Raw genomic sequence first — 12,725 nt, forward strand, 5'->3', positions numbered from 1 at the left:
AGGGCCTTTTCGGGGCCCCGTCGGGTGCCTAAGACTGCCGCACTTTCGCCCATCACGCCAGTCGCACCTGTTCGAAAATAGCCTGTTACTGCACCCAACGTTGGAGAATTTGCTGCAGATCCGCCCGCTTGAACGGCTTGGCCAGGTAGTCGTTCATGCCCGCCGCCAGGCAGGCTTCGCGGTCGCCCTGCAAGGCGTTGGCGGTCAGGGCGATGATCGGCAAATCAGCGCAGCCGGGCAGTTGGCGGATCTGCCGGGTGGCTTCGTAGCCGTCGACCAGTGGCAGTCGGCAGTCCATCAGAATGGCCTCGAAAATCAGGCTTTCGGCGCTGCGTACCGCCTGGGCACCGTCAGTGACGATGCTCACGGTGAAGCCCAGGCTGCGCAACATGGCCTGGATCACGGTCTGGTTCACCGGGTTGTCCTCCACCAGCAGCACGTTGCGGCCTTCGCCCTGGTGAGCGGCCGTATTCACTCGCGGCGCCAGCACCGGCAGGCTTTGCTGAAACAGCGCCAAGGGGATTTCCAGAGTGAACACCGAGCCCTGGCCTTCTTCGCTTTGGGCGCGCAGGGTGCCGCCCATGCGTTCGGCCAGCGTGCGGGCGATCGGCAAGCCGAGGCCCGTGCCGCCGTAGCGCCGGGAAATCGAACTGTCGGCTTGCTGGAATGCATCGAACATCAGTTCCAGGCTGGCCGGGCTGATGCCGATCCCGCTGTCGCGCACCGAGCAGGTGAACCACAGGAGTTCGTGATCCAGGGCCTGCCACTGTGGCTCGATGGTGACGTTGCCTTGTTCGGTGAATTTCAGCGCGTTGCCGATCAGGTTGACCAGAATCTGGCGGATTCGCGTGGGGTCGCCCTTGACCTGCAGCGATTCCATGCCCGGCGGTAGCCGCAGTTGCAGGTCCAGGCCTCGTTGCAATGCGCTGTGCTGGAAGGCCTGGGCCGAGCTGCTGATCAACTCGGCAAGGTTGAACGGAATGTGCTCCAGCTCCAGGGCCGAGCGCTCGATGCGCGAGAAGTCGAGGATGTCATTGATCACCTTCAGCAGGTGCTCGGTGGATTCCGAGGCCAATGCCGCGTACTCGCTCTGCTCCTGGGTCATCTCGGTGGTTTCCAGCAATTGCAGCATCCCCAGCACGCCGTTCATCGGGGTACGCAGCTCATGGCTCATCATCGCCAGGAAGTCGGATTTGGCCTTGTTCGCTCGCTCTGCATCTTCCCGGGTCTGAATCAGTTGTGACATTGCCTGTTGCTGCTCACGGCTGGCCAGTTCCAGGCCGGCGGCGAGGTTGTTGATATGTCGCGCCAGATTGCCCAGCTCGCCGTCGTCGACAATCGGCAGCGGTGTCTTGAAGTCGCCTTCCTGAATCGCCTTCACCGCGTGGCCCATGGCGCTGATGGGTTGCGCCAGGCCGGCCGCCAGGCGTCGAGCCAGGAAGAAGGTGAACAGCAAGGCGAACAGAGCGAGAATCCCGGCCTTGAGGAGGATTTCCTGCTGACGCTGGCTGAAGGCGTCATTGGACATGCCAACAATGACCCGCCCCAGGTAACCGTCACCCTGGGGGCTCAGGCTGGCGGGATCATTCTGCAGAAAATCGTTGTGCACCTGGATGCGCTGCAAGCGTATCGGCGCCTGGAATACCTTGATCTGTTGGGCGTGGTTGTGACTGGCGGACGGCTGCTCGACATACACCAGGATGTTGTTGGCGCTGTCCTGGACCTCCAGAAAGTGCACATGGGGCGTGGCCAGGGTGGCTTGCAACAGGCTTTCCAGGCCTTCGTTGTTGCCGGAGATCACCCCGTACTCGGTGGCCGGGGCCAACTGGTTGGCTATCAGTTGGCCGGTATGGTTCAGCTCTTGGCGCAGATCCTGGAGACGCACGAAGGTGAAGAAGCTGATCAGCAACAGGGTCAGGAGCAGGGCCGGGCCCAGGCTGATGAGCTGAGTGCGGGTCTGGATATCCCACCGGCGACGCAATGTCATGGGTGTTTCTCTCCTTCACTCAACTGGTGCGCGACGGCTTGCGGGTCGATTTCTTCGATGCCCAGGGAGCGTGCCACCTGTGGATTGCTCAGTACTTTGAAGGCAGCCGGGTACAGCTCCCTGGGCCAGCGGGCCGGTGCTTGATCCAGCAGGCTGTCCAGGGTCTGCAGCCAGTCCTGCTGATCGCTGTAGGTGCTGGCCAGGCTGCCGGCCCTGACGAAACCGGCATTGGGCCCGATCAGTGCCTGCTGCCGGGCGTAGCTGCTCAGCAGCAGGTTCTTCACGGTTTTCGGGTTGTACAGCTTGGGGTCGTCCAGGCCCAGCAGCACCTCGCTGTTGCGCAGCAGGTTCTGCAGCGGGCGGCTGTCATTAATGCTGTCCCAGGGTTCGGCGACGATTTCCATTGCCATGGATTGCGCTGCGCTGCGCAGTTCCTTGAGCAGAAACTGGCTGTCCTCGCTGTACAGCACGCCGACCCGGCGCACCTGGGGCAAGACCTTGTGGATCAACCGCAGTTGGCGGCTCAGGGGCGGGTCGCTCCAGAGCAGGCTGAGTTTGGGGTGAGGCGCGCCTTGCAGGCGCTGCTGGGCTTGCAGGCGGCTGATCCGCAGGACCAGGGTGGCCGGCCCTTGCGGGTCTTGCAGGCGCCAATCGAGGCTTTGCGGATCCAGCAGGATCAGGCGCGTGGCTGCGGGCAGTTGGCTCGGTGCCGGCAGTTGTGCCAAGGGCACGAAGCGCACCTGGTCCTGAGGACGCTGAGTGGCCAGTTCTTCGGTGAAGGTACGCACACTGTCGCTGTCTTCACTGGCGGTCAGCAACACGTCGGCTGCCCGCAGCGGAGTCGCCAGCAGCAGGCCCAGCACGATCAGGCAGAGACCGAGGCAGCGATGAACGCCCAGGGCCTTCCAGGGCCCACGCCGACCCATGCTAGAACTCCAGCTCGGCACTGAGGTAGGCCACGTGCCGTGAGTCGTAGAGATTGTCGGCGAAGGTGGTGGGCTCATGGTCAAGCCGCTGTTGCAGCGTGCCTGCCAGTTCCAGGCTGGCCTTGCCCAGGACCAGGCGTTTGGCGATGCGGGCGTCGATGCGCTGGAAGCGGTAGCCGTTGAGGGCGTTGTCACCATAGTAGAAGAGGGCGCTGGACCAGCCCTGGCCCCAATTGCGCAGCCAGCCGGCAGAACCGCTTTTGCTGGCGGTCAGGTGCTGGTCCAGGCGATTGCTGGCTTGCGCATGGACATAGGCGTAGGTCAGGCGCAGGCGGTCGGCGCGGCTCAGTTGCCAGTCCAGCTGGCTCTCGGTGCCGGAGAAGCGCGACGAGTTGTTGTTGCTGGCGATGTACTGGTTGTTGCGCAGCGGTTCGCTGATCATTCCGGTGATTTCGTCGTAGAACAGCTTGAGGTCCAGATTCAGTGCCTGGTCGATGAAATAGCCGTTGTAGCCCAGCTCTCGAGAGCGCATGTGCTCCTGGTCAAGATTGCCGGGACCACGGGTCCTGACGAAGTACTGGGCGCTGTTCTGGCCGTAGACCGGAGCGCTCAGACCGGTGACCCGGTAACTCCAGTTGACGTTGTTCTCGAACATGTCCGCAGAGCGGATGGCTTCCGAATACACCGCGCGCAGCCCGTGGCGCGGATTGATCAGGTAGTTGACGGCGATCCGTGGCGTCAGCGAGTTGCCGGTCAGTTGGGTGTCTTCGTACATAGCCCCGCCCTGGATCAGCCAGTGTTCGCTGGCCCGCCACTCCAACTGGCCGAACAGGCGCCAGGTGGTGTCGTCGAGGGTGCCGTTGAAGTAGGTTTCGGAGTCGGCCCGGTCGTAACGATAGTTCATGCCGCTGACCAGCCGCAGGTTATCGCTGAGGCTCAGGGTGTCCTGCAACTCCAGGTCGTAGCGAGTTTCCCGGGCGCTCTGGTCGATATTGCCGCAGACGGTATTCTTGCCGCCGGCGTTCCACTGGGTGAGGACCTGCTGGGCTATGGCCTGCTCGGCTGGAGATCCCGGGGGCGGGGCACCGGCATCGCTGAAACCTTTGATGCCGCGCGCCAGGCGCTCTGCGTAATTGGGGTTGAGTTGCCACAGGCGCGTCAGTTCGGGGCTGAAGGAAATGGCCGCATCACAGGCCCGCCAGGTCTGCTGGCGATCCCAGTGCTGTGCCGAGCCCTGGACATAAAGGCTGTGCTGCGCATTGAACTCCAGGTTCCAGCGCAGTGACCCGGCGTAGTCCTTGGCCACCACGTCGGAGTTGTTGCCCTGTTGGGACACGCCATAGAACACCGGCTTGTAGGTATAGGGCCGCTGGTTGGTACCTTCCTTGGCATTCAATTGCCAATCGATGCTTTGTTGTTCATTGAGCATCTGACTCACCGACAGGCTGACGCGATTCAAGCGCCTGCTGTCGCGGTAGTCCGAACCATCGAGGCGGCTGTCGAAGCCATCATCTTCCTGCCCCGACAACGACAGCCGCAGGTCGCCGCTTTCCCAGCCGGTGCCCTGGCTGGCGTACCAGTCGTTGATGCCGCGCTGGCCCCGAGTCACCTTGAAGCGCGTGCCGTGGCTGTTGGCGGGTGAGCGGGTAATGATGTTGACCACCGCCATCAGCGCGTTGGCGCCGTAGCTGACGGTGTTGGGGCCACGAAACACTTCGATGCGCTCGATGTCCTCCATGGCCACCGGGATATCGCTCCAGTCCACCGTGGCCAGGCCCGCGCGATACACCGAGCGTCCGTCGATCAGCACCTGCATGCGTCGGGCTTCGCTGGCATTGGTACCGTGGTAGTTGATGGTGGCCTGGTTGCCGCTGATGGCGCCGACCATCATGCCCGGCACCAGGCGCAGCAGTTCGCTGATATCCCGGGCGCCGCTGGCCTTGATCAGTTCATTGTCGAGCACGGTCATGCTGCCGGGGACCGCAGCAGGGGATTGTTTCAGGCGGGTGGCGGTCAAGACTTGCGGCAGGGCGGAACCGTCGAGAAACAGATCGTCGGCCAGCACCGAGTGGCCGAACAGCATGCCCAGCAGCAGTGACAGACGAAGAGGTGAGGGGCCAACGGACACGGCACAGCCTTGAATCTTGAAAGATGGCGCGCATGTTAACCGAGACAGTCGAGTTTTCCAGTCGATAAGCCCGACATTCCCCGAATGACTCCACCCGTTCCCGACAGATCGCCTGAATGGCTGCTGGGGCTGGTGGTGGGAAAACCGCCCCGTATAATGCGCCATCGCCACTGCTATGGATAAACGGATTGCATATGACACAACAGCGCCCTATTGCGGTCCTGGGAGGCGGAAGTTTTGGTACCGCCGTGGCCAATCTGCTGGCCGAGAACGGTCATCCGGTGCGGCAGTGGATGCGTGATCCCGAACAGGCTGAGGCCATTCGGGTCAATCGCGAGAATCCGCGCTATCTCAAGGGCATCAAGATTCATCCGGCGGTGGAGCCGGTCACCGACCTGCTGGCCACCCTGAATGACAGTGACCTGTGCTTTGTCGCCTTGCCTTCCAGCGCCCTGCGCTCGGTACTGGCGCCCCACGCGCAACTGTTGAGCGGCAAGATGCTGGTCAGCCTGACCAAGGGCATCGAGGCCCAGACCTTCAAGCTGATGAGCGAGATTCTCGAGGATATCGCCCCGCAAGCGCGGATCGGCGTGCTCTCCGGGCCCAATCTGGCCCGTGAAGTGGCCGAACACGCCCTGACCGCTACCGTGGTTGCCAGCGAAGACGAAGAACTGTGCCAGCGGGTCCAGGCCGCACTGCATGGCCGGACTTTTCGCGTCTATGCCAGTGCCGACCGCTTTGGCGTGGAGCTGGGCGGGGCACTGAAGAACGTCTATGCAATCATCGCCGGCATGGCGGTGGCCCTGGGCATGGGGGAAAACACCAAGAGCATGCTGATTACCCGCGCGCTGGCGGAAATGACCCGCTTTGCCGTGAGTCAGGGCGCCAATCCCATGACCTTTCTCGGTCTGGCCGGTGTCGGTGACCTGATCGTCACCTGTTCCTCGCCCAAGAGCCGCAACTATCAGGTGGGCTTTGCCCTGGGCCAGGGCCTGAGCCTGGAAGAGGCGGTGACCCGCCTGGGCGAAGTGGCGGAGGGCGTCAACACCCTCAAGGTGCTCAAGGCCAAGGCCCAGGAGCTGGGGGTCTACATGCCGCTGGTAGCCGGGCTGCACGCGATTCTGTTCGAAGGGCGTACGCTGAATCAGGTGATCGAGCTCTTGATGCGCGGCGAGCCGAAAACCGACGTCGATTTTATCTCCACCAGCGGATTCAACTGAGTAGCACAGGAGCCAGACATGAACGATACGAATTCCGAAGCCAAATATGAATCCATCCTCCTGCGCGTGCTGTGGATGCTGGTGTTCGTGATGGTGTGGCAGGTGGCGCAGTTTCTCCTGGGTGCCCTGGTCCTGGTGCAGCTTGTTTATCGGTTGATCTATGGCGCACCCAATGCCGGCCTGATGAATTTCGGTGACAGCCTGAGCCAGTTCCTGGCTCAGATCGGCCGTTTCGGCAGTTTCCATACCGAGCAGAAGCCCTGGCCGTTCTCGGATTGGCCAACCCCACGGGCACCTGAAGGGGAGGCTCCCCATAGCGTGCCGCCAGCACCCCATCCGGTGCGCGATGAGGAGCCCAAGCTGTGAAACTGTGGGTCCTGCGCCATGGTCAGGCCGAATCCCACGCGCCCACCGATGCTCAGCGCAATCTCACCGCCCACGGCCGTGAGGAAGTGCTGGGCAGCGCCGCGCACCTGATTGGCCAGCCCATCAGCGCAATCATCGCCAGCCCTTATGTACGAGCCCAGCAAACTGCCCAGCTGGTACGCGAGGCGCTGGGGTTCGAAGGAGAGGTCCGCACCGTGTCCTGGCTGACGCCGGAGGCCAATCCGCTGCAGGTGCTGCAGCAACTGGACAGTGCGGACAATTTGCTGCTGGTCAGCCATCAGCCCCTGGTGGGTAGCCTGATCGGCCTGTTGCAGCATGGCCATCTGCGTGATCCCCAGCCCATGAACACCGCCAGCCTGGCGGAGCTGGAGGGCGACTGGCCTCTGGCGGGACTGATGACCCTCAACGGCGTCAAGCACCCTTGATGCGGGCGGCGGCCGGGAATCCTTCGGCCGCCATTACCTTTTGCACCCGGTCGGTATCGGGTCGTGATCCGCTACATTTCTTAACTTGCAGCGCTCCTTTGTGCGTGGAATAGTCAGCCAAGCAAGTGCTTGGTTGGTATCACGAACAGAATAAAAACAAAGGAGCGAGTCATGTCTGCTGCTTTCAGTTTGCCGCTGCAAGTGTTCTACGAGCGCGAAGCTCGTCATCCCCACCAACGTTTCCTGGTTCAGCCCAGCGCCGGAGGACAGGTGCAGGCGTTGAGCTGGTTCGACGTCGGCCAACAGGCCCGTCGTGCCGCCCAGTGGCTGCGGGAGCGGCAGCTGGCTCCTGGCAGCAACATTGCAATCATCGGCAAGAACTCCGCCCACTGGATCATCAGCGACCTGGCGATCTGGATGGCCGGGCATGTGTCGGTGCCGCTGTATCCCAACCTCACAGCCGATTCGGTGGCCCAGGTACTGGAGCATTCCGAGTCGGCCCTGGCATTAATCGGCAAGCTTGATGACTGGCCGGGCATGGCCCCGGGGGTCAAGCCCGGGTTGCCCACCATCCGTCTGCCGCTGGGCCCCGAGGGGCATTTCGATTTCGACTGGGATCAGGTGCAGCGTTGCCAACCACAGGCGGACAGCCCTTGCCCGTCTGCGGATCAACTGGCCACCATCATCTACACCTCCGGTACCACCGGCATGCCCAAGGGCGTGATGCACAGTTTCGGCAACCTGGGATTTGCCGCCAGCCACGGCGTCGGGCTTTTCGGCCTGGGCCCCGAGGATCGGTTGCTGTCCTACCTGCCGTTGTGTCATGTGGCCGAACGCATGTTCGTCGAGATGGCGGCGATCTACACCGGGCAGACCGTGTTCTTTGCCGAAAGTCTCGATACTTTCCTGGTTGACCTGCAACGGGCCCGGCCCACTGCGCTATTTGGCGTGCCGCGGATCTGGACCAAGTTCCAAATGGGGGTCTACAGCAAGGTGCCGGCCAAACGCCTGGATTTTCTTCTGGGCCTGCCTTTCATCGGCAGGCGCGTCGGTCACAAGGTGCTGGCCGGACTGGGACTCGATGCATTGCGTCTGGCCTTGTCGGGGGCCGCGCCGGTCCCCCAGACCCTGTTGCACTGGTATCGCCGTCTGGGCCTGGATGTGCTGGAGGTCTACGGCATGACCGAAAGCTGCGGTTATTCCCATATCGGGCGATCCGGGGAGCATGTTCCGGGCTGGATCGGCCGGCCTTGTCCTGAGGTCGAAGTCCGTATCGATGAGGCGGGGGAGGTCCAGGTGCGCAGCGGGGCCACCATGCTGGGGTATTACAAGGACCCGCAGAAAACGGCGGAAACCATCACCGAGGATGGTTTTTTGCGCACGGGTGACAAGGGCGAGCAGGATGCCACCGGCAATTTGCGCCTGACTGGCCGGCTCAAGGAAATATTCAAGACCAGCAAGGGCAAGTATGTGGCCCCGGCCCCCATCGAGAATCGCCTGGCGGTGCATGCCCATATCGAGCAGGTGTGCGTGGTGGGTGATGGCTTGAGCGCGCCGCTGGGGCTGTGCGTGCTTTCAGCGGCCGGCTTGCAGGCTGCTGGCGGCAGCTCCCGGGAAGGGTTGCACAACAGCCTGGAAAGCCTCCTGGCCCAGGTCAACGGCAGCTTGGACAAGCACGAGCGTTTGCATCGGCTGGTGGTGGTCAAGGACAACTGGGCCGTGGAGAACGGCTTTCTGACTCCGACCCTGAAGATCAAGCGCAATGTGATCGAAGCCACCTATGGCGGGAGTTTTCAAACCTGGAGCGAGCGTAGCGAAGCCGTGCTGTGGCAGGATTGATCGACAAGAACAACCCGAAAGAAGGAAGCGGCGATGAGTCTGTGGCGTACCACTCCGAACATTGAACAACTGAACGCAATCCAGAAGAACACCATCGGCGAAGTGCTGGATATTCGCTTTGAGTCCTACGACGAGGAGTCGTTGACGGCGAGCATGGTCATCGACCATCGCACCCACCAGCCCTATGGCCTGTTGCATGGCGGCGCGTCGGTGGTGCTGGCGGAAAGCGTCGGCTCCATGGCCAGTTATTTGTGCATCGATGCCAGCCAGTTCTATTGCGTGGGCCTGGAGATCAACGCCAACCATTTGCGGGGCTTGCGCAGCGGCCGGGTGACAGCGGTGGCCAGGGCCATTCATATCGGGCGCACTACCCACGTCTGGGACATCCGCTTGAGCAGTGATGAAGGCAAGGCCAGTTGCGTCTCGCGCCTGACCATGGCGGTGGTGCCGCTGGGGCAGAAGCCGCCGGCGCCTTGAGACGACGGGCCATAGGCTGAGCCCGGGTGTCAGCATTCCTGTCCGTTACGGTCATTGCCCTGGCGCAGGGCCTTGCGGACAATCGTTGTTGGTTTGGTGGATGGATGAGTCGGTATGTCGCAACAGGTGTTTTTCGCTCACGCCAATGGGTTTCCCTCTGGGACTTACGGCAAGTTGTTCGCTGCCTTGGCGCCTGAATTCCAGGTCAGCCACTTGCAGCAGCATGCCCATGACCCGCGTTTTCCAGTGGACGACAACTGGCGCAGCCTGGTGGACGAATTGATTCACCACCTGCAACAGCAGGCCCAGCCGGTATGGGGCGTCGGACATTCGTTGGGCGGGGTGTTGCACTTGCATGCGGCCTTGCGTTGTCCGGAGCTGTATCGGGGCGTGGTCATGCTCGACTCCCCGGTGCTGACCCGGGCCGATCAATGGGTGATCCGCGCCGCCAAGCGTTTTGGTTTCATCGACCGCTTGACTCCCGCCGGGCGCACCCTGGGACGTCGCGAGGAGTTTGCCGATATCGAAGCGGCCCGCAGCTACTTCTCGCGCAAGACCCTGTTTCGCGCTTTCGACCCGGACTGTCTGGACGCGTACTTGCAGCATGGCCTGCAGCAAGTGGGCGACCGGCTGCGGTTGCGCTTCGATCCGGCTACCGAGATCAGCATCTATCGCGGTGTGCCCCACACCAGCCCCGGCAGTGCCCGCCAGCTAAAGGTGCCTCTGGCGGTGGTGCGGGGGCAGCAGAGCCGGGTGGTGATGCGTCATCACACCAGTGCGGTGGGGCGCATGCCCCATGGTGAGTCGCTGACCATGCCCGGCGGCCACATGTTTCCCCTTGAACGGCCCGATGCCACGGCGGCCTTGCTCAAGGAACTGTTCAGCCGCTGGGACGATCGCCAGCAACGGAGTTGTGCATGAGCCATATCGTCGAGGAAGTGCGCCTGAGTCTGCCCCACATCGAGCTGGCGGCTCATCTGTTCGGCCCCGAAGACGGTTTGCCGGTCATCGCCCTGCACGGCTGGCTGGACAACGCCAACAGCTTTGCCCGGCTGGCGCCCAAGCTCAAGGGGCTGCGTATCGTTGCCCTGGACCTGGCCGGCCATGGTCATTCAGGGCATCGCCCCCTGGGGGCCGGCTACGCCTTGTGGGACTACGTGTACGACGTGCTGCAAGTCGCCGAACAGTTGGGTTGGAAGCGTTTCGCCCTGATGGGCCATTCCCTGGGGGCGATCGTATCCCTGGTGCTGACGGCCGCGCTGCCGGAACGGGTCAGCCACCTGGCTTTGATCGACGGGGTCATTCCACCAACCGCCAAGGGTGAGGACGCCGCCGAACGCCTGGGCATGGCCCTGCAGGCGCAAATCCACCTGCAGGACAAGCGCAAGCCGGTCTACAGCACCCTGGAGCGGGCCATCGAGGCGCGGATGAAGGGGCTGGTGGCGGTCAGCCGCGAGGCTGCCGAATTGCTGGCCCAGCGTGGCCTGATGCCGGTGCCTGGCGGCTACACCTGGCGCAGTGACAGTCGCCTGACCCTGGCCTCGCCGCTGCGCCTGACCGAAGAGCAGGCCATGTCCTTCGTCCAGCGTGTCAGTTGTCCAACCCAGCTGGTGGTAGCGGCCGATGGCATGCTGGCCAGGCACGAAGCGCTGTTGCAGCGTCTACCCTTTAGCCGTGAACAGCTGCCAGGCGGGCACCATCTGCATCTCAATGATGAGACCGGTGCCCGCTTTGTCGCAGACTGTTTCAATCGGTTTTTCGCCGTTCCTTGACTTGACGGGGGCAACTGTCGAGGCTGGGCGGGTTGAAATGGGAGACAACCATGATAGATCTGTACACCGCTGCGACCCCCAATGGTCACAAGGTTTCCATCCTGCTTGAAGAACTCGGGCTGCCCTATGAAGTGCATGCCTTGAGTTTCGACAAGAGGGAGCAAAAAGCCCCAGCGTTCCTGAAGATCAATCCCAATGGGCGTATTCCGGCCATCGTCGACCGCGACAATGGTGATTTTCCGGTATTTGAATCCGGCGCGATCCTGGTGTACCTGGCCGAACGCAGTGGCCAGTTGCTGCCCACCGACCCCAAGGGCCGCTCCATCGTCATGCAGTGGCTGATGTTCCAGATGGGCGGGGTGGGTCCCATGCAGGGCCAGGCCAACGTGTTCTTCCGCTACTTCCCGGAAAAGCTCCAGGGCGCCATCGACCGCTATCAGCATGAAACCCGACGCCTGTACGAGGTGCTCGATACTCGCCTGCAACAGGTCGACTATCTGGCCGGGGACTACAGCATTGCCGATATCGCCACCTTCCCCTGGGTGCGCGGTCATGAATGGTCCGGAGTCTCGGTGCAGGGATTGCCGGCCCTGCAACGCTGGATGGCGGCCCTGGAGGCCCGGCCTGCGGTCCAGCGCGGCTTGCAGGTTCCGCAACGCAGTGACGACGCCAGCGTCGTCAAAGGTGCCCAGGCCATGCTTATCCGATGAGAGTGTTCATGCGTTCAATCAGTGTTCCGGGCTTGGCCTTGTTAAGCTCGCTGGCGTTTGCCGCCGATCTGCCGGGCAGTCATGACCTGCCTTTGGTTCCCCGTCTGACCGACGCACAAATCGTCGACTACCGCCCCGAAGTGGAGCAGGAGCGCGTCTACCCTTTGGGGTCAGTCCGCAGGATCAGCGGCCAGCTGCGTTTTGACGGACAGGTCAATGCCCGGGGCAAGCTCACCGCCATTACCTACCAATTGCCTGCCGAGCGCAGCTCCAACGAGGCCTTCACCCTGGCCCGGGAGGCGCTGCAGAAGCAGGGGGCCGAGCTGTTGTTCTGGTGCCAGGCCCGGGATTGCGGCGAGAGCAGCCTGTGGGCCAATGACGTGTTCGGCAACGCCAAGCTGTATGGCGCCGATGAGCAGCAGGCCTATCTGCTGTTGCGGCTGGCGGCGCCCCAGGACAACACCCTGGTGGCCTTGTACAGCATCACCCGGGGTAATCGCCGGGCCTACCTCCATGTGGAGCAGTTCGATGCTGGAGCGCCTCTGGGCGACTTGCTGCCCACCTCGGCGACCCTGTTACGGCAGTTGAAGGACACGGGAAAACTGGATCTGCCAAAACTGACGGACCCCCAGCCCGTCTGGCTCAACCTGCTCTCCCGTGGCTTGAATCTGGACACCACGATGCGGGTCAGCCTGTCCGGCAAACAGGCTGAAGCCTGGCGCCAGGCCCTGATCGGCCAGGGCGTGCTGGCCGCGCGCATGGAGACCGGCGACACCGAAGTGGCCGGCCTGCACTTCGAACGGCTGCGTTAAGCTGTTTCAGGCGGCCCGCACTCGCGGGTTCGCCTACTCTTC

The 12,725-nt window shown here is 62.8% G+C and carries 12 protein-coding genes; 9 read left to right on the forward strand and 3 right to left on the reverse strand.

Annotation, left to right across the window (positions count from 1 at the left end):
- Nucleotides 1–85 precede the first annotated feature (85 nt).
- The 3 genes from ACSSVC_RS12685 to ACSSVC_RS12695 are packed head-to-tail and all read right to left on the reverse strand — an operon-like array spanning nucleotide 86 to nucleotide 5,041.
- Nucleotides 86–1,987: an ATP-binding protein gene (locus tag ACSSVC_RS12685; protein ID WP_346631934.1), complete on the reverse strand. Its 1,902-nt coding sequence runs from the start codon at nucleotides 1,985–1,987 to the stop codon at nucleotides 86–88.
- Nucleotides 1,984–2,913 (reverse strand): ABC transporter substrate-binding protein, encoded by a 930-nt coding sequence (locus ACSSVC_RS12690; RefSeq protein ID WP_404938750.1) that lies wholly within the window; start codon nucleotides 2,911–2,913, stop codon nucleotides 1,984–1,986. Before ACSSVC_RS12690 ends, ACSSVC_RS12685 begins: the two co-directional genes overlap by 4 nt.
- Before the next feature lies 1 nt (nucleotide 2,914).
- Nucleotides 2,915–5,041: a TonB-dependent receptor plug domain-containing protein gene (locus ACSSVC_RS12695; RefSeq protein WP_492612341.1), complete on the reverse strand. Its 2,127-nt coding sequence runs from the start codon at nucleotides 5,039–5,041 to the stop codon at nucleotides 2,915–2,917.
- A 194-nt stretch (nucleotides 5,042–5,235) separates the two neighbouring features.
- On the opposite strand from ACSSVC_RS12695, the gene ACSSVC_RS12700 reads away from it, so the two are divergent.
- From ACSSVC_RS12700 to ACSSVC_RS12740, 9 genes are all read left to right on the forward strand, one after another.
- Nucleotides 5,236–6,261, forward strand: coding sequence for an NAD(P)H-dependent glycerol-3-phosphate dehydrogenase (locus tag ACSSVC_RS12700; RefSeq protein WP_492612342.1), 1,026 nt, complete (start codon nucleotides 5,236–5,238; stop codon nucleotides 6,259–6,261).
- 18 nt (nucleotides 6,262–6,279) lie between these two features.
- Nucleotides 6,280–6,627 carry a DUF4389 domain-containing protein gene (locus tag ACSSVC_RS12705; protein WP_102863952.1) on the forward strand — a complete coding sequence of 116 codons (348 nt, stop codon included), beginning with the start codon at nucleotides 6,280–6,282 and terminating at the stop codon, nucleotides 6,625–6,627.
- A complete protein-coding gene (gene sixA / locus ACSSVC_RS12710) occupies nucleotides 6,624–7,073 on the forward strand; it encodes a phosphohistidine phosphatase SixA (protein WP_346631931.1) in 450 nt (149 codons plus the stop codon). Before ACSSVC_RS12705 ends, sixA begins: the two co-directional genes overlap by 4 nt.
- Nucleotides 7,074–7,244: 171 nt before the next feature.
- Nucleotides 7,245–8,912: an AMP-binding protein gene (locus tag ACSSVC_RS12715; protein ID WP_492612343.1), complete on the forward strand. Its 1,668-nt coding sequence runs from the start codon at nucleotides 7,245–7,247 to the stop codon at nucleotides 8,910–8,912.
- Nucleotides 8,913–8,945: 33 nt separating this feature from the next.
- A complete protein-coding gene (locus ACSSVC_RS12720) occupies nucleotides 8,946–9,389 on the forward strand; it encodes a hotdog fold thioesterase (RefSeq protein ID WP_123723823.1) in 444 nt (147 codons plus the stop codon).
- 114 nt (nucleotides 9,390–9,503) lie between these two features.
- Nucleotides 9,504–10,310 carry an alpha/beta fold hydrolase gene (locus ACSSVC_RS12725; protein ID WP_346631929.1) on the forward strand — a complete coding sequence of 269 codons (807 nt, stop codon included), beginning with the start codon at nucleotides 9,504–9,506 and terminating at the stop codon, nucleotides 10,308–10,310.
- A complete protein-coding gene (locus ACSSVC_RS12730; protein ID WP_346631928.1) occupies nucleotides 10,307–11,161 on the forward strand; it encodes an alpha/beta hydrolase in 855 nt (284 codons plus the stop codon). Before ACSSVC_RS12725 ends, ACSSVC_RS12730 begins: the two co-directional genes overlap by 4 nt.
- A gap of 50 nt (nucleotides 11,162–11,211) precedes the next feature.
- A complete protein-coding gene (locus ACSSVC_RS12735) occupies nucleotides 11,212–11,871 on the forward strand; it encodes a glutathione S-transferase family protein (RefSeq protein WP_346631927.1) in 660 nt (219 codons plus the stop codon).
- Nucleotides 11,872–11,879: 8 nt separating this feature from the next.
- Complete coding sequence (locus ACSSVC_RS12740) at nucleotides 11,880–12,683, forward strand: DUF4892 domain-containing protein (RefSeq protein WP_404938758.1); 804 nt, start codon at nucleotides 11,880–11,882, stop codon at nucleotides 12,681–12,683.
- The last annotated feature ends 42 nt before the right edge of the window (nucleotides 12,684–12,725 follow it).

The sequence above is a fragment of the Pseudomonas sp. E1BtOHC1 genome, assembly GCF_058744285.1.